Source organism: Nonomuraea sp. NPDC003754 (assembly GCF_053605785.1).
Map to the genome: position 1 here is coordinate 42,962 of NZ_JBSGJX010000053.1, position 16,226 is coordinate 59,187.

General features: G+C 69.4%; 14 protein-coding genes. 8 read left to right on the forward strand and 6 right to left on the reverse strand.

Annotation, left to right across the window (positions count from 1 at the left end):
• Nucleotides 1–127 precede the first annotated feature (127 nt).
• The gene (locus ACWEVS_RS40505) at nucleotides 128–295 is read left to right on the forward strand and encodes a hypothetical protein (RefSeq protein ID WP_452556111.1); all 168 of its coding nucleotides are present in this window, start codon (nucleotides 128–130) and stop codon (nucleotides 293–295) included.
• A gap of 13 nt (nucleotides 296–308) precedes the next feature.
• Here the strand turns inward: ACWEVS_RS40505 and ACWEVS_RS40510 are convergent, their stop codons facing one another.
• Nucleotides 309–1,112: a carbon-nitrogen hydrolase family protein gene (locus ACWEVS_RS40510; protein WP_452556113.1), complete on the reverse strand. Its 804-nt coding sequence runs from the start codon at nucleotides 1,110–1,112 to the stop codon at nucleotides 309–311.
• Between the two features lie 94 nt (nucleotides 1,113–1,206).
• Here ACWEVS_RS40510 and ACWEVS_RS40515 point away from each other — a divergent pair, with 94 nt between their 5' ends.
• Both ACWEVS_RS40515 and ACWEVS_RS40520 read left to right on the forward strand, forming a co-directional pair.
• Nucleotides 1,207–1,410 carry a hypothetical protein gene (locus ACWEVS_RS40515; protein ID WP_452556115.1) on the forward strand — a complete coding sequence of 68 codons (204 nt, stop codon included), beginning with the start codon at nucleotides 1,207–1,209 and terminating at the stop codon, nucleotides 1,408–1,410.
• A 274-nt stretch (nucleotides 1,411–1,684) separates the two neighbouring features.
• Nucleotides 1,685–2,140 carry an AfsR/SARP family transcriptional regulator gene (locus tag ACWEVS_RS40520; protein WP_452556117.1) on the forward strand — a complete coding sequence of 152 codons (456 nt, stop codon included), beginning with the start codon at nucleotides 1,685–1,687 and terminating at the stop codon, nucleotides 2,138–2,140.
• A gap of 171 nt (nucleotides 2,141–2,311) precedes the next feature.
• Here the strand turns inward: ACWEVS_RS40520 and ACWEVS_RS40525 are convergent, their stop codons facing one another.
• Nucleotides 2,312–3,889, reverse strand: coding sequence for an FAD-dependent monooxygenase (locus tag ACWEVS_RS40525; RefSeq protein WP_452556119.1), 1,578 nt, complete (start codon nucleotides 3,887–3,889; stop codon nucleotides 2,312–2,314).
• Nucleotides 3,890–3,947: 58 nt separating this feature from the next.
• On the opposite strand from ACWEVS_RS40525, the gene ACWEVS_RS40530 reads away from it, so the two are divergent.
• A complete protein-coding gene (locus ACWEVS_RS40530; protein WP_449919007.1) occupies nucleotides 3,948–4,547 on the forward strand; it encodes a PadR family transcriptional regulator in 600 nt (199 codons plus the stop codon).
• A 25-nt stretch (nucleotides 4,548–4,572) separates the two neighbouring features.
• On the opposite strand, the gene ACWEVS_RS40535 is transcribed toward ACWEVS_RS40530, so the two are convergent.
• The 3 genes from ACWEVS_RS40535 to ACWEVS_RS40545 form a co-directional block, all read right to left on the reverse strand.
• Nucleotides 4,573–4,830 carry a helix-turn-helix transcriptional regulator gene (locus ACWEVS_RS40535; protein ID WP_452556122.1) on the reverse strand — a complete coding sequence of 86 codons (258 nt, stop codon included), beginning with the start codon at nucleotides 4,828–4,830 and terminating at the stop codon, nucleotides 4,573–4,575.
• Nucleotides 4,831–4,959: 129 nt separating this feature from the next.
• Nucleotides 4,960–5,994 (reverse strand): hypothetical protein, encoded by a 1,035-nt coding sequence (locus tag ACWEVS_RS40540; RefSeq protein WP_449919013.1) that lies wholly within the window; start codon nucleotides 5,992–5,994, stop codon nucleotides 4,960–4,962.
• A 180-nt stretch (nucleotides 5,995–6,174) separates the two neighbouring features.
• Entirely contained in the window at nucleotides 6,175–7,173 is a 999-nt protein-coding gene (locus ACWEVS_RS40545) for a hypothetical protein (RefSeq protein ID WP_449919016.1), read from the reverse strand.
• Between the two features lie 214 nt (nucleotides 7,174–7,387).
• Here ACWEVS_RS40545 and ACWEVS_RS40550 point away from each other — a divergent pair, with 214 nt between their 5' ends.
• A complete protein-coding gene (locus ACWEVS_RS40550) occupies nucleotides 7,388–9,247 on the forward strand; it encodes a hypothetical protein (protein ID WP_452556124.1) in 1,860 nt (619 codons plus the stop codon).
• Between the two features lie 189 nt (nucleotides 9,248–9,436).
• On the opposite strand, the gene ACWEVS_RS40555 is transcribed toward ACWEVS_RS40550, so the two are convergent.
• Nucleotides 9,437–12,307: a tetratricopeptide repeat protein gene (locus ACWEVS_RS40555; protein ID WP_452556126.1), complete on the reverse strand. Its 2,871-nt coding sequence runs from the start codon at nucleotides 12,305–12,307 to the stop codon at nucleotides 9,437–9,439.
• A 239-nt stretch (nucleotides 12,308–12,546) separates the two neighbouring features.
• Here ACWEVS_RS40555 and ACWEVS_RS40560 point away from each other — a divergent pair, with 239 nt between their 5' ends.
• The 3 genes from ACWEVS_RS40560 (at nucleotide 12,547) to ACWEVS_RS40570 (ending at nucleotide 16,061) form a co-directional block, all read left to right on the forward strand.
• On the forward strand, nucleotides 12,547–13,329 hold the full coding sequence (locus ACWEVS_RS40560; protein ID WP_452556128.1) for a hypothetical protein: 783 nt from the start codon (nucleotides 12,547–12,549) through the stop codon (nucleotides 13,327–13,329).
• Between the two features lie 701 nt (nucleotides 13,330–14,030).
• Nucleotides 14,031–15,500 (forward strand): helix-turn-helix domain-containing protein, encoded by a 1,470-nt coding sequence (locus ACWEVS_RS40565; protein WP_452556130.1) that lies wholly within the window; start codon nucleotides 14,031–14,033, stop codon nucleotides 15,498–15,500.
• Between the two features lie 324 nt (nucleotides 15,501–15,824).
• Entirely contained in the window at nucleotides 15,825–16,061 is a 237-nt protein-coding gene (locus ACWEVS_RS40570) for a zinc-binding dehydrogenase (protein ID WP_452556132.1), read from the forward strand.
• Nucleotides 16,062–16,226 lie beyond the last annotated feature (165 nt).

Sequence of the window (16,226 nt, forward strand, 5' to 3'; positions counted from 1 at the left end):
GCCTCGCCCTGCCTTGATCACATCGAGTGCGGCGGCGGGGCGGTGTCTGCCCGGCGGTCCTCATCACGCGGCTCCCTGTCCCGACCGGCCGGCGACCCCCTCAGTGATCCCGTGGCATGCTGGGAAAGTGAGCAACCCCGAACACAAGCCGCTTTTCGAGGTCGTGCCGGAGAGCGCCGAGCGGCCGCCGCCCATCGAGCTCGAGACGTCCACGGGCAGGCTGAGCGTGGCCGCCGACCTGACGGCGGAGGAGTTCGAGATCCTCGACGAGCTGCGGCGCTCGGCCGGCCGCTGACGATCTCGGCCCCCTACGCGGGCGAGGCGTCGGGAACCGTGCCGCGCGGGTAGCCCGCCAGCGCGTCCCTGTCGCGCAAGGCGAGCAGCTCGCCGCGCGACAGCGCCGCGGTGACCAGCCCCGGGCCGGTCGCGGCCTGCGTCAGCCGAGTCCCGTCCGGGTGCCAGACCCCGCTGCCACCGCACGAGACCCAGCCCGGCCCCGTGCCGGCGTGGTTGGCGGCGATCGCGAACATGCGGTGATCCATGGCGCGTGCCCCGAAATGGAGGTCCAGCCGCCGCGCCTCCGCGAGCGTGTACAGGACCGATCCGGCGTAGACCTCCGCACCTCGGCGGACCGCGTCCTCGGCGTGGGCCGGCACGCCGGCGTCGTAACAGATGGCGAGGGCGACCCGCCAGCCGTCGACGTCGAGAAGCGGACCCGGCTCACCGGGCTGGAAGAGATCGCGCTCGCGGCCGTGCAGGTTCTGCTTGCCGTAGGCATGGATGCTTCCGTCCGGACGCACCGCCAGCGAGGCGATCCACGCCGTGCCGTCGGCCCGGCGGTAGGCCGCGCCCACCACCGCGGTCACCCCGCAGTCCCGCGCGGCCTGCCGGACGACGTCGAGTCGTGGGTCGTCCTCGGTCACCCACGCCGCCGGGTCGTCCAGGAGGTCGAGGTCGTAGCCGACGAGGGAGAGCTCGGGGAAGATGAGAAGCTTCGCCCCGGATTCGGCGGCCACGGGGATTGACGTGGCCGCCGCCTGAGCATTGGCGGTCACGTCACCGAGGCGGGCCGAAGTCTGGGCGACCGCCACGATCAACGTCTCTTGGGACACGGCGGCATCCTAGCGTCCGCGTGGCACCCAGCGCCGGACTCGCCCGGGGAGTGCGGCAGTTCCCGGCTGGAAGCGCTGGATCACCTTCGACGGCATGGAACACCGGTCGTTCTGCGACTATCCGCTCCTCGCCCAGCAGCTCGGACTCAAGCTGGACTCCTCGCTCTCGGGTCCGCGGACCGTGGAGGTCCTCCGCACGTACGTCGGCGCCTTCTTCGACCTGCACCTGCGCAAGCAGTCGCGGCCGCTGCTCGACCGGGCCTCGCGCCGCTACCCGGAGGTGAGGTTCTGGCGCTGACGGCAGCCGTGCCCGCCCCCGGCGGCCACCCTCCTCCGCACCACGTCACGCGGCGCCGCCGGTGCCGGCGACCTGGGCGGTGAGCGGCGACGACGGCGTGCTGAACCCCTTCGCCAGCAGCCGGACCGCGAGCACCATCTCGTTCAGCGCCAGGGGGACCACCAGAACGGCGTGCCGAGGACGCGGCGAGCAGGTCGAACATGACGAGGAGACTTCCGGCCAGGTACGGTGCCACCGCGACGAGCGCCCAGCCGGACACCCATGGAGCAGCCCTGTGGTGCGGATCGGTCTGCTCGGTGGTGTCCGCGTCGCCACCGAGGACGGCGAGCCGGTCGACATCGGTTCGGCGAGGTCGCGGACGGTGCTCGCGGCCCTGGCCTTGTCGCCCGGGACACCGCTGCCGGTGTCGCGCCTGGTGGAGCTCGTATGGGGTGACGCGCCCCCGCGCACGGCGGACAAGACCCTGCAGTGGCACGTGGCCCGGCTGCGCAAGAGCCTCGGTCGCGGCACGATCGTGCGGGTCGGTGCCGCCTACCGCCTCGACGTGGCGCCCGACGCGGTCGACGTGACGCGCTTTCGCCGGCACCTGCGCGAGGGCGATCTCGCCGCGGCCCTCGCGCAGTGGGGCGGAACTCCCCTGGCCGGTCTGGACGCGCCCGGTCGGGTGTCGAACCCGGGCCGGGGTTGCGCGAGCTCGAGTCGCGGATCCTCGACCACGACGAGCGGCTGAGCGGGCCCGCCGTACCGGGGCACGCGCCGCCACGCCGGCCGAGCGGCACGGTGACCTTCGGCTTCGCGCAGGTCGCCCACCCGGTGACGCATCGGGCGGCGACCGTGGAGAGGGCCCGCCTGGACCGGCTGGTCCGGGCGGCGGCGGACCGGACGGCCCGGCCAGGCGTGCTCAGGCCGGCGTCGGGGTCGCCGCCGACTGGCGACCGCCACGCCTGTCCGCGGCCAGCACCTGACGGAGGGCGTCGGCGGGGCTCATGGCGGAGGAGTCGCTGCGCCACGCGACATAGCCGTCGGGACGCACCAGCACCGCGCCGCTCTCGCCCAGGCCGTACCGTGACTGCCAGGCCGCGTCGAGATCGAGCAGGTCGACCCCGACGCGGTAGGCGCGCACCGGCACGTGCGCCTTCTCGCGCGTCCACTGCTCGCCCTCCGCCCCGGTGAGCAGGACGAAGGAGTCGTGGAACAGGTCGTGCACGCCGATCCTGCGGCCGTCCCGCTCCAGCCAGAGGTGCGGAGCGCGGGTGCCCGGCCTGGCGTACTGCTCGACGCTCTCGCCGAAGACTGACCCGTGCTCGGCCCCGACCATCGCGGTGGACCGGTAGCGCTGCCCGAGCACGCACATGATCGGGTCCACCGGATCGTCCTCGGGGTTCGGCCCGAACCTGGCCGCCTGGCTGCGCACCGTGAGGTCGGCCAGTTCGAGCGCGACGGGCCTGCGCTCGGCCTCGTAGGTGTCGAGCAGTTCGTCACCCGCGTCGCCGGCGAGGACCATGGCGAGCTTCCAGGCCAGGTTGTGGGCGTCCTGCACCGCCGAGTTCGCGCCCATCGCCTGGGCGGCCGGCCACACGTGCGCGGCGTCGCCGACCAGGAAGACCCGTCCGTGGCGGTACCGGTCGGCGACGCCGACCGCCTCCACCCAGGCCGCCCGGTCCAGGATCTCGACGGGGACGTCGCGGCCGATCAGCTGCTTGGCCGTGGCCGCGAGCCGCTCGTCCGGGTAGTCGTCGGGCGACTCCACAGCGGGGTCGTAGGTCAGCCCGATACCCCACTGGCCCGGCACGGCGTGGCCGGCGAACGCTCCGGAGGCCGCGGCGCCAGGACCGCCGATGATCCAGAACAGCGCGCGCTTCCTGATGATCTGCGACAGGTCCGCCTTGACGACGAAGGACAGGTAATGGCGCAGCACGCCCAGCCCGGTGCGCTCGATGCCCAGCTGCTCCCTGATCCGCCCGCGATAGCCGTCGGCCGCGATCAGGTAGCCGGCCCTGATCGTCTGCCGCTCGCCGGTGGCGCGGTCCTCGATGACGGCCGTGACCCCGTCGGCGTCCGGCTCGACCGAGACGCACCGGGTGTTGAAACGGAGGTCGGCGCCCCTGTCGCGGGCGGCCCGGGCCAGGATCGGCTCGACCGTGCTCTGGTCGGCCATGCCGAACTCGCCGGCCGTCAGCTCGGGCAGCGCGCGCGGTGACTTCTCGTCGGAGATCCAGTGCCATTCGTCCGCCAGCGTGGTGCAGCGGGCCACGCCCGACTCCTCGTCGAACGGCCTGCCCGCGGCCTTGATCGCCGCGTCGAGGCCGAGGGGGCGGTAGATCTCCGTGGTCCTGGGGTTGATGCCGCGTGCCCGTCCGAGGATCGAGACGCCGGAATGCCGGTCCACCAGGACGCAACGCACTCCCTGGTGGGACAGGAACAGTGAGGAGGCGAGGCCTGCGTAGCCGCCTCCGACGATCAGTACCTGGGTGTCCATGGCTCTGATAGTTGCAGTGCAACTAGTTTCACGTCAACTAGTTGCTAGGATTAGGGCCATGAAGTCTTCGCCACTCGGTCTGACCGTGCTCGCGCTCCTGCACGGCGGGCCGCTGCACCCGTACCGGATCCAGCGGCTGCTGAAGGAGTACGGAAAGGACCAGGTGGTCAACGTCGGGCAGCGGTCGAGCCTGTACCGCACGATCGACCGGCTGCTCGCCGGCGGGTTGGTCACCGTCAAGGAGACCGAGCGCGACCAGCTCTACCCCGAGCGGACCGTCTACGAGATCACGGACGCGGGGCGGGAGGCGACGCGCCGATGGCTGCACGAGATGCTCGGCGTGCCCAGGCAGGAGTTCCCCGAGTTCGCCGTGGGCCTGGCGCACCTGCTCATGCTCTCGCCGGCGGAGATGACGGCGGTGCTGGAGAAACGGGCCGCCGCGCTCGCCGAACGGCTGGCGGCCCTGGACGCGAGCCTGGGCTCGGATGCCGCGCGCCGGTTGCCCCGGATCACGGTGATCGAGATCGAGTACCTCCGCACGATGGCCGCCGCGGAGGCCGGCTGGGTGGCCTCGGTCCTGGACGACGTGCGCACCGGTCGCCTGACCGCGGTGACCCCCGCCGACCTGGCCCCCTTCGCCGCCCCGCCCGAGGGCTGATCCTCAGACGCGGTCGACCCGCCCGTCAGGAGTTCGGACCGCGAACCGACTGCCAGATCCGTTCGGGCAGCGTCCGCGCCGAGCGTGAAAACCCCCCGCCAGTGCGGCCCGTGCATCCACCGGTCGGAGAACCAGTGCATCGACTCGGCGCAGTCCAGGACGACGGCGGGCGGCGGCCGCGTTCCATGTTCGACAGGGTGCGGGCACTGACCCCCGATGCTTCGGCGAGCTGCTCCAGAGTCAGACGTGCCGCATGCCGATGACGGCGCAGCAGCTCCGCCAAGCTCGATGGACCGGCGATGGGACTACTCCTGCTCTGCGATGGAGGGGCGACCCGCTGGACCCGAGCCTACTCGGCGGCCACGGCGGCCCCCAGGGGTCACGCGGAGATCGTGCGGGTCGCTCCCTCCGGTCAGCGGAAGTCGGTGATGCGGAACACCGCCAGCATGTCCGCGCCCCTGGAACCGGTCGAGAACGAGGCCTCCGCGCCGACCCATCCGCGGAAGGCGCCCTTGTCGTCGATGATCTGCATGAGCGGCTTGACGTGGGAGTTGCCGGTGTAGCAGAACTCGCCGCGCTCCATCGCCAGACAGGTGCACCAGTGCCACAACGTGTCGCGGCGATCGGAGTTGGAGATCTTCGTGAGGTAGTACTGGATGGAACTCACGTTCGCTTTCGTCCCGCCTCCGTACCTGGGGCATCCGCCCGACTTCTGGCAGGCGCCCGCGGACGACGGTTGCAGGTAGGTCAGGCACCAGGTGGTGTCGGCACAGGCGCGGAAGGAGGAATGAGCGAACCTCTGACCGCCGGTGGCGACGATCCTGCCGCCCGCCCAGCTCGTCAGGTCCTGCCTGAGAGTGCCGGCGAACGCCTTCACCGAACTCATCGCGCGCCGGGTGCCGAGCGCCGCGTTGCTGCCGTAGCCGTAACCGTGGGTGGCCAGCGTGCTGGACTTGAGGTCCAGGCGGGCCAGAGCGCCGTCGGGGGAGGGCCGCACGTACCACTGCTCGGTCCACGTCTGGGCGATCTTCCACCGGATGCTCACCACGTTGCCCGACACGGTGTACGTTCCGGTGCGGTTCTCGTCGGGGGAGCCGGTGAAACCCCCGGCGGTGAGCACCTCGCAGGTACGGGGGAGCGAGCGGGAACCGCCTGCCCTGGTGGTGCAGCCCGAGTCGGGGGTGTTGCCGGTGGGCTGCCTGGCCTCGGGATGGCGCTGCCACCACAGATACAGAGCCGCGGTCACCGTGCCGTCGGCGGCGAAGCGGTAGCTGCCGAGCCGTACCCAGTTCTGGCTGGATGCGGCCTTCAGGTGTCCTTGCGAGACGACATAGGTCGCCTTGCCGCCCGGCAGGGCCGCGGTGGAGGCGGCAGCAGGCCAAGGGGCGGCCATGCAGGTGAGGAGGAGGGTGAAGGCCGCCGCAGCAGCGGAGAGGACCGCGCGCATGAAGTCTCCCGATCATGACGGACTTTGCCGATGATGCGCGAGTGACGATAACGGAGAAAGGCCGTGCGCGGGTGACGATCTGTGTGAAAGAACCTCGCACCGCTTGTCAGGCCCGCGCCTTGCCGTACGAATCCGCTGATCACGAACGGTGAGACCCATCGAGCGGGCCGTACCACGCGGTCACACCCAGCCCCGCTCGCGCGCGGTCAACGCCGCCTGCGCGCGGCTACCCGCGTCGAGCACCCGCAGCAGATCCGCTATGTGCCGGCGGTAGGTGCGCAGCGACATGCCGGCCCGCCGGGCGCCCACCTCGTCCTTGCTCACGGTGCACATACAGGTCAGCACCCGCAGCTGCGTCTCGGAGAGCTGGATGACCCGCCCGGCGTCGGGGGCCGTCAGCTCGGCGAGGTCCGTCGCCGCCGCCCACAGCCTCTCGAACAGGCTGATGACGCCGCCCACCAGAGTGCTCTCCTCGATGCGAAGGGCGCCCCTGCCGGTGTCGTGGAGGTCGATCGGGAGGAGCGCCGTGCGTCGGTCGTAGACCAGCATCAGGTCCGACAACTCGTCCGCGACCCTGATCTGCGCACCGTCGGCGTGCAGTTCCCGCAGATAGCCCAGGGTCGCCGGATCCTCCAGGGCGGAGGCGCGCACGAGGTTCCGGATGCGCACGCCGCGCCGCAGGCAGCGGGCGTCGACGGGCCGCCCGTGCGCGATGTCCCGCGGTGACAGCGTGTCGTAGGGCTCGGCGGCCAGTACCTCGTCCCGGGCGCTGAAGGCCAGCTGGTCGATGTGGGCGCGTACCTCCCGCGCGTCTTCCAGCCGGCGGAGCGCGACGCCCGCGCCGTCGGCCGTCCCGGAGAGCCCCGGCACCGGGTCCTGCCGGTCGCGCTGCAGCGAACGCACGATGGGCCAGGGGTCCACGAGCCGGCGCATCGTCCGGTGCATCGCCTCGAGCTGTTCCTCGATCAGCCGGGGCACGGCCACCTCGGGCTCCGACGCCCACGTGCTCTCGTCGTCCCCGTGCAGGAGCCGCAGGTCGCGCAGGCGCGAGAGCGCCCGCGTCGCGCTCTCCTCGTCGAAGGAGAACACCTCGCGGATGTCGCGTGCGGGCGTGCGTGGATGGCGCAGGAAGTGGCGGTACACGTCCTCCTCGGTTCCGGTCAGGCCGAGTACGGACATGGTGTGGCCCTGCATGTCTTCCCCCCGCGCGTTCGGTCCCGCGTGCCTGGTGACCACGGAGGACAAACTAGTCGGGAAGCAAACAAACCAAGTCTCACGGGAGTCTCACAGTCTCACGAGGGCCGCAGCCCGGTTCCTCGCCGCGTCGCCGGGTCGATGAGGTGTTCGCCACGTGCGGCGACGGACCGTTCGTCGAGGAGTGCAAGGAGATCTGATGGCAGAGACACCAGAGGCCGGGCCCGCTCCGGGCGTGACCCCGGATGTCCTGCGGGAGGCACTGACGAGGCACGCGCTCGTCAACCTCACGGGCCCCCTCGGCATCGGCAAGTCCCGGCTCGTGTCGAGCCTGACCTCGGTGCCGGTGCTGGATCTGTCGCAGCCGGGCACCCGGCAGGCCGTACCGGCCGCGCTCGCCGAACAGACCAGGACACCGCTCGCCCTCGACGGCGCCGACAGCGAGGCAGCGCTGTCCGCGCTGGAGGCCGTGCGGACCCGGCGGCCGGAGCACGGCAGGCCGGTTCTGATCGTGAGCAGGCGCTCGCTGCTGGCCCACCCGGCCTGGACCCTGTCGGGAGTCACGGTCCTCACGGTCTCCGCCTGGCAGGACGAGCGGATCAGGAAGCTGGCCGCCGACGCGCAGCTGCACGCCCCGCGAAGCCGGGACCTGGTCGTCCGCCTCGCCGCAGGCAACCCCCTGATCGCCGGCGCGGCATGCCGGGCGCTGCACGCAGGCGCCTCGCCGCACGTTGCGGGGGCGGTGGCCGACCAGGTCACCCGGGAGATCGTCGAACGGCTGTCGCGCGAATCGCCCGCTGCCCGGTGGCGGGGCGCGCTGGACCGGCTGGCCACCGTGTGGTCGGGCGACGAGGCGCTGCTGAAGGTCGACCCGGAGCTGTTCGACGCCCTCGGCGGGCTCAGCGTCGTCACCCGCACCGAGCTCGGGCTCGCCGTGGCCGAGCCGTTCCGCACGGTGATCGAGCTGGCGCACCGGTGGCGGCAACCGGCCGCCCACCGCGGCACGCGGACCCGGGCGCTGGCCTACCGCAAGCGCCTGGTGGCCACAGAGCCGAGCGCCGAGTACCGCAGCCGCCTCGCCGAGGGCGTCATGGCGCTGTCCGACGACGCGGCCGTGCGCGAGACGTTGTTTCCCGCCAGGTTCCCCGCCGGCCTGCCCACGGGTCTGGTCCACACCGCCGACCCCGGGGACGCCGACGACATCGGGCAGCTGATGCACCGCTGGGCCCGGCACGGAGGGCTGGACCCCCGGCGAACCGACCGCATGGTGGAGCAATGGCTGCGCGACGACCCCTCGGGCTTCCATCTGCTGAAGGACGGCGACGGCCGGTCCGCCGGCCTCATCGGCCTGCTCCACGTCACCGAGCGCACCGCGACCAGCGTGGAGTCGCTGCTCCAGGAACACACCGACGGGCTCTTCGACCGGCCTCGGGGGGCCGGCAGCCTGGTCCTCGGGGCCGCCTACTGCCCCGAGGCGGGCCTGCACGCCTTCCTGCTGCGCCACCTGCTGCACCAGGTCCGCTCCCGCGGCGTCCTGCTGACGGTCTCCACGCCGAACCCCGTCTACCAGCGGCTCCTGCACGGTCTGCGGTTCCGGCGGCACGGCACGACCACCGACGACATCTACCGGTGCGGACGCAGGCCCGAGATCTACAGCCAGGACTTCGGCCAGGACGCGCTGTCCGACTGGGTGGAGCGGCTCGTCCCCGCCCCGGACGGGGGCGCCGCCCAGGGCCCGACGGGCCGGGAGGTGGGCTGGGCCCTGACCCACATCCGTGACCAGGCCAGACTGGCCGACAGCCCGCTGCTGTCCTGCGCACGCACGGCGACGGTGAAGGACCTGCAGGAGTGGCTGCGCGACGCGGTGCGCACCCTGGAGGACGGCGACGCACCGGAGGACACCGAGGCGGGGTGGATCCTGCGCCACTACTACCTGGGCAGACCGCGCACGCACCAGCAGCTCGCCCGGCAGCTCCACATCAGCAGGGCCACCTACTTCCGCCGGCTCCACCACGGTCTGGACACCCTGGCCCGGCTGCTGTCCACCGAGGATTCGTGACGCGCGAGCCCGGTTCGGCAGGAACGCGACTACGCCGAGAGGGCCGACCGGTCGTCGACGACAGGAAGGGGCGCCGGTTCCACACCCAGCTCGCCCATCGCCTCGACATACATGCGGTACCGTCTGCGGGCTTCCCCGTGACGGCGAGCCATGGTCAATGTCCGGACCAGGTCCAGGTGCGCCTCCTCGTCATAAGCGTCCTGTTCGAGCAGCCGCAAGAGGTCGCGCACGCCGCGAGAAGGCGGGTGACACGATGCTCGAATAGCGGACCGCCCCGTCGTGTTCGGCGGCCTGCCGTGCACGCGACGCCAGTGCCCTCAGCAGCGCCTGGTAGACGGCTCGAGCCTCCTCCCGCAAGGGTTCCAGCCATCCGGAGTAGGGGGAGTCCTCGCAGACGTCGCCTGTGTACAGGGCCTCGGCCGAGGCAAGCAGATCATCATCGTGCGCGGCGAGCGCTTCGGCGGCGGACAGGAACTCCTCGACGTCCACGCGAAGACCGACCAACTGGACGGTGTGCTTGTCTCCTCGAACGAACTCTCCCGCGCCGAACTTCCGCTGCGGATCAAGGACGGAGCGGACGGTCGACAGCGCGACCGAGAGCCGGTTGGCGCATCGGGACGGGTCCTCCTCCGGCCAGAGAGCCTCCATCGCCGCCTCTCGGGCAACGAGTCGCCCTCGCTGGCAGACCAGCCATGTCAACAGATCTCGAGCCTTCCGCGACTGCCACTCGGCGGCGGGGACGGAACGTCCATGGCGGCTCAGCCGTACCCCGCCGAGCACGCAGAAGCGCACCGCGCCGGGGTCCAGGAGGGCGATCGCCCGCAACAGCCCCGCGCCGGAGTCGTGCGGACCACGGATCCCGGCGCGACGCAGCTCACGCTCCGCCTCGCGGCGGCCGTCACGCCGGCTGCCGCGATCGGTGCGGCTGAGAGACGCCCGGGCGAAACCGTTGCGCGCCGCACCCAGCGTGCTGCCGATCTCCGTCCAGATCTCGCCGGCCGCCGCGAGCAGTTCCGCACGATCTTCCGGCGAGCCGGCCGCTGTGGTGGCCGACAGTTCCAGCGCCTCGGCCGTGGCCGCCCGATCTCGCCGGTTCGCGGCGGCCTCACGGGCGGACCGCGCGCAGGCGGCGGCCCTGGCCCGATCACCGGCTTCCGCCCAGACCCAACCGGCCGCCAGGAACGCCCCGACCTGGCTGGATCCGCTGCCTGTGGCTACCGCGCGTTCGGCGAGCCGGACGGCTCGCTCAGGGTCGTCGACGACGTGGACTCGCGCCAGCCCGGCCAGGACGGATTGGATCAGGTGCACATCCTGGAGCTGCTCGGCGTGCTTCAACGCGTTCTCGTATCTGAACCTGGCGCGTAACAGGTCTCCGCGCTCGAGGTAGACCTTGCCGAGGCCGGCCAACGGATGGCCCAGCTTGTCGCTGCCGACCCGTCCGAGGATGTCGCGCGCCTCTCCGAAGTCGGCCAGGGCTTCGTCGAGCCTGCCGAGCCCCATGAGTGCCTCCGCGCGGTTGTGCAGGACGATCGCCGCGTTGACCGGCGCGCCTGCCAGTTCCGCCCGCCGTACCGCGAGCTCCAGGTCAAGAGCCTCCGCGTACCGCGCCTCCTCGGTGCGGTGCGAGGCTCGATTGGCCAGGACGCGTACGGCCAGCAGCAGGTCGCCCGCGCTCTCGGCGGCGGCGAGCGCGAGCGTGCTGTGTCGCTCGCTCGCGGCCCGGTCGCCCTCGTCGTGGGCGGCCATGGCCAGCGCGGTGTGCGCGCACGCCGCCGACCGCTCGTCGCCACAGGCTGTCGCGACGGACAGGGCGCGCTCTGCCAGCCGCGCCGCGTCCGAGAGGTCGCCGACGAGCCAGCGGGCGCTGGCGGTCCAGGCCAGCAGCATGGCCTCGTGGGGGGAGGCCTCACCGGTGAGGACGCCGCGCTCGAACGCCTTCAGCGCCGCCCGGTAGTCGCCGCGATGGTAGTGAATCATCCCGATCCGCCACGCCACGGCGGGATCCGTGGCCGTGGCGTGGCGCAGACAGTCGAGCGCTCCCGCCCAGTCGCCCCGAACCTGCCGAGCCTGACCCTCGGCCAGGTCGACAGTGGACGTCCGCAGCTCCGCCGGTACGGCGCGGCAGGCCCGCACCACCTCCACGGGACGGCCCTCGGCCAGCAGCGTGTCCCACCAACGTTCGATCATGGCGGCGAGGTGGGCGGGGTCGCTCGAGACGGCCAGGGCCTCCCTGATGAACCCGTGTTCTTCATACCAGCGGGCCGCCCGCGACGCGCGGTTCCGGTCGGCACCTCCGATGCTTTCCCTGACCAGGGTCGTCACCGCATAGCCGTCCTCACGCTGCGTGATCAGGATGTGCTGGTCGGCCAGGGTGCTGATCTCGTGACGGGAGATGTCGAGGCCGATCGCCGCGCACAGCTCCGGGGTGAACCAGGGCAGTGCCGCGGCCGCGCGGAGAAACTCGTTCAGTCGCACGTCACCGTCATGGAGCACCTCTTCGACCAGATAGTCGAAGAGCGGCCCGGTCGCCGCGGCGAGGCGCTTCAACCGGCCTTCAGGGGGCAGGCCGCGGAGCCAGCTCAGCGCCAGACGCACGGCCACCGGCCAGCCGGCAGTGAGCTGCTGGACCTCCTTCGCCAGCACGTCGTCGTGCTCCCCGAGGACCAGCCGGGCCAGCGATCCCGTCTCCTCGAGCGTGAAGGCCAGGTGTTCGGTCGAGACCCGGAACACCTGGCCCAGGCCGCAGAGCCGCTGAATCGGAAAGGGCGCACCCGAACGCGAGATCAGCACCAGATGCAGGTTGTCTCCCCCGTGCCGGCACAGCCCTTCGAGCAGGCGGCTGCCGACCGTATGCGGGGCGAGCCGTTCCGCCTCGTCGATCACGAGAACCGCGGAGGACGGCAGCGCGGCGCCAAGCTCGGCGGCGAGAGCAGCCGTACGGGCCGGGTCGTCCGCGGCGGGCCCCGTCGACCGGGCCCATGCCGCAGGTGCCGCCAGGCCCTGACAGATCTCGTCGACCAGGGTGGCATCGTCGGCCTGGGTCACCCATGTCACAGGCACGTCCCGGGTCTGCGCCCACGCGCGCACTGCCGACGTCTTTCCGCCGCCCGGTCCGGCCGTCACCACCGTGAGACGGTGCCGCACGATCTGATCCAGGAAACGCATGAGCTGGGGTCGCGGCAGCAGATGCCCGGTCGCCGTCACAGGCGCAGTATCCGCTGAGCTCACCTTTAAGGCAACTGAAAGATCGCTTCTTACCGTTACCTCTGGTCCCGGCATCCCATTCACAAGGAGAGACCATGAGATTCACCCCGGCCCTGCTGGCAGGAATCGCGGGCGCGCTGATTCTCGCCCCTTCCACGGCCATGGCCACGGCCGGCGACGAAGAGACTGACGTGGACGTACGGCTGGCTCAGCTCGAATACACCAATGGCCTGACGGTGACTTTCACCGACAGCCGTCCGTCGGACGACATCGGAATGGTGCAGACCGGAATGATCGGCCGCACCCTGCTCATCGCCCGTGACGAGGACGACTCCTTTCTGGAGACCTATCTGGAGATCACCCCACGAGATGTCGCGGTGCCGCAGCGTCTTGTCGACGATCACGGCGCCGATACGCCGCCGGAGCTGCAGTTTCGCAGGATAACCACGTCGCCGGTCGCCACCGGCGGTCTGACGCCGCCGCGGAGCGCGATCATCTCGGGCGCGACCGCATGTGACGCCTCCCACTTCGGCTGGGTCAACTGGCATGACGTGGGGGTCCCGGGACTGGCTCCCAAGTCCTACGAAAGCTCCCAGTTCGGCGGCGCGAAGCGCCACGCCGAGAGTTCCATCGTCAACTGCACCCCGGAAGGTTCGCCGAGCCATCTCTTCGCCAGGCATCGGATCTACTACAAGAACATCTGGGGAAAGTACGTCAAGCACTTCGACTCCACGGTGGCGCCGGGACAGCACCAGATAGTCGATAAAGGCATAGTCAAGCGCCCGCGCAAGGTCTCTTACGACGAGGGCTGGAATTCCAGCCCGAACTGTCTCTGGGGTGGCTGTGTCTACACGCGAGAGGGACGCTTCCGCGACTGACGGCATGGGCACCGAAACCCGTCATCACTGATCAGGTGGGGCGCGATGGAGAGGGCCGGACGGCCGGGAGCGGAATGCCCCGGCCGGTTCGGCCACGACCATGCTTCGCCACGGCGATGAACCGTTCGGAACGGCTCGCGAACCTGTCGCGTGGCGCGTCCAGGCGCACGCTCGAACGAGTCGGGCGACGGCCGGCCCCTTGCTGGTGTGGTTCTATAGGCACTGGTGATGGACGGGCCCGGCCCACCGCTGCCCCGCACAGGTTGAAGGGGCCGCGTCCGCTCGGACAGGTCCCACGGCGTGGCCGCCTGTTCGCTCACGATCACCGCTGTCCGCCCGTCGGCGCTCAGCGCCAGGCCGCGCAGGGCCGAGCCGTCAGTGGTCAAGGTCGCCGCCAGGATCAGGCGGTGGGGTCGGCGAGGTCCCAGACCGCTTCCGTCCTCTGCCCGATCAGCGCTGTCTTCCCGCCGGAAGTCAGCGCACCTGCGCGCATGCGGACTGATAGGTATGCGCGACCCCCGCTTGGGCAGGGGTAGGGGAACGATCAGAGACGAGAGTCGCTATAAGGCTTGGCGTCATTCACGCAGGCACGTCGACACCCGAACCGAGTGAAGTCGGCTCTCGCGGAATGGGAGTCGGCGATCTAATCTTGGACCACTGGATCAAAGGGGCGACAGATGAGTCGGTTAGGTGATCAGTCTGTGGGCGAGCACACGCTATCCAAGGGATGGTCAACGGTGGCTCAGTCCGTGTCCGCGCCCCCGGACGGCTCCGACGCCGGCGAGGTAGTGCGTTGGCATCGCCAACGCTTAGGGCTCACCCAGCAGAAAGCCGCATTGCTGCTGAACATGTCCCAGTCTCGACTATCTAAGCTCGAAAAAAGTGTGCAACCACTACGAGATTTAGCTGAAATGCGCTCTATTGCTCAAAAGCTTAAAATCCCGTTTGAGAGGCTGGGAATCCTTCCCGATAATTCCAGTGACGCTATATCTTCTGCCCGTACTGCAAGCGTCGCCCCAGGGCCAGTTTTCGACAGCCAGCAGGAATGGCGCACCATTCGCGCCGAACTCAATGCGAACCGCGCCAAGCTGGGTGACTTAGCGGCTGAGCTTTATTCCGAAGCCTATCGGATTCCAGGAACTGCGGTTCTCACTACGGAACGTTGGATGAACGCTCATCCGGTGGACCTGTCAGGCATCACGCTTTCCTGGTTTCAGGAGAATCCAAAACCTACTATCACCGGCATGCATCCGGCTTCCGAACCGTCCAGGCCGCTAGCAATCGACGGGTCGCGATACTCCCGCTATTCCCACGCACTCCGAGACATTATGCGCCCCAGGCTTCTAGATAACAGGGTGAGTTTTCGTCTTCTTGATTTGGTCTGGGCGGAAGGAAGAGCATCACTTGGGTTTGGCTACACGAGCTACTTTGATGTGCTGGATATCTGTGAAGTGGTTGCGCACGAGTTTGCTTCGGGCTGGCACGACCTTGGCCATAAACGGCCCAGTCTAGCCCAGTTGCCCATGCGCAAGGCGATAGCCGATCCTTTCGATTTAGCGAAACGACCTATGGTGCCCAGTATCAACACCCTCACGATTCGGCGCGATCCGATCGAAGGCCATCGTATGTACCTGCACCGGCGGGACCCAAAAGCTGTCGCGGTGGCAGGTGGCATGTGCCACGTGGCTCCTGCAGGGGTTTTCCAGCCTTCTTCCATAGCGCCGGCGCATCAGGCCAATGACTTCTCCCTGTGGAGAAATATACAGCGCGAATTCTCTGAGGAGTTTCTCGGAAATCCCGAACGCGGCGAGAATGTGATTGATCCGATCGATTATCTCGGTGACGAACCTTTTCGGTCATTCGAGAGCGCGCGCAACAAGGGCGACCTGCGCATCTTCCTGTGCGCGACCGTTGTTGAGCCCTTGACGCTGTGGGTTGAGTTTCTGACTGTGGCCGTTATCGAAGCCCACTTCTTTGACACTATTTTCGCTCAGATGGTTGACGTCAACGAAGAAGGTGTGGCAGTCAGTACCGTAGCGGGAAGGCCTTTGGCAGGCATTCCCTTTACTTTGGAATCTAGGGAGCGCCTTAAGCGCGAGCCGCTATCTCCCATATCCCGCGCCTGCATTGAACTAGCCTGGCAACACCGCCACACACTCTTGGGAAGCTAGCAGATATGCGGGTACTTGTGACAGGAGCATCGGATTTCTTAGCAGGCGCCGTAGTACCTTGCTGATAGCTCACGGCTACTCGATGGCAGGGTGAAGCCGAGACTCAACGCATTCAAGTTACGTGCTGCGCCACCACAAGCTGCTGGGGTCAGGCTCAGTACGATCAGCAGGCCGAGCAGATCCTACGGCGCGCCGTCCAGCTTTCAGCTCAATGATGAGAGTTGACGAGACCACCGTCAGCCATGCTGCGCAGCGCTGGCTATGCCGCCGTCTTCGACACTTTCGGTGCCTTCATCACCTATGCCGTCGCAGATGGAGGCCGCTATGCCTCAATCGCCACGCACGCCGGGCCAATGCCGGATCTGTTCCCATCGAGGGGTGCGGACCACGGTCAACCAGGTACGCGAGGACGGTGCCGGGCTTACCGCACTGGCCGACATCGTTGACGCGGGTCACCTGCGGGTGAGGGTCGACTCCGAGTACGCCCTGCGTGACGTGCGGGAAGCGCACGCGCGTTTCCGGAGGGGGCGGTTGACGGGAAGGGTGGTACTCGTTCTCTAGGGCCTGTACGGACTTCGGATCTTCAGGCGGGTTGGAGGCTTCGGATCCACAAGATCGCCCCGCGTAGATGCAGGCCTGCCAGATAGCTGTCGGGAGTCTTGTCGAAGCGGAAGGCCAGCCCACGCCAGTCCTTGATCCGATTGATGCAGCGTTCCGCCGTGTTGC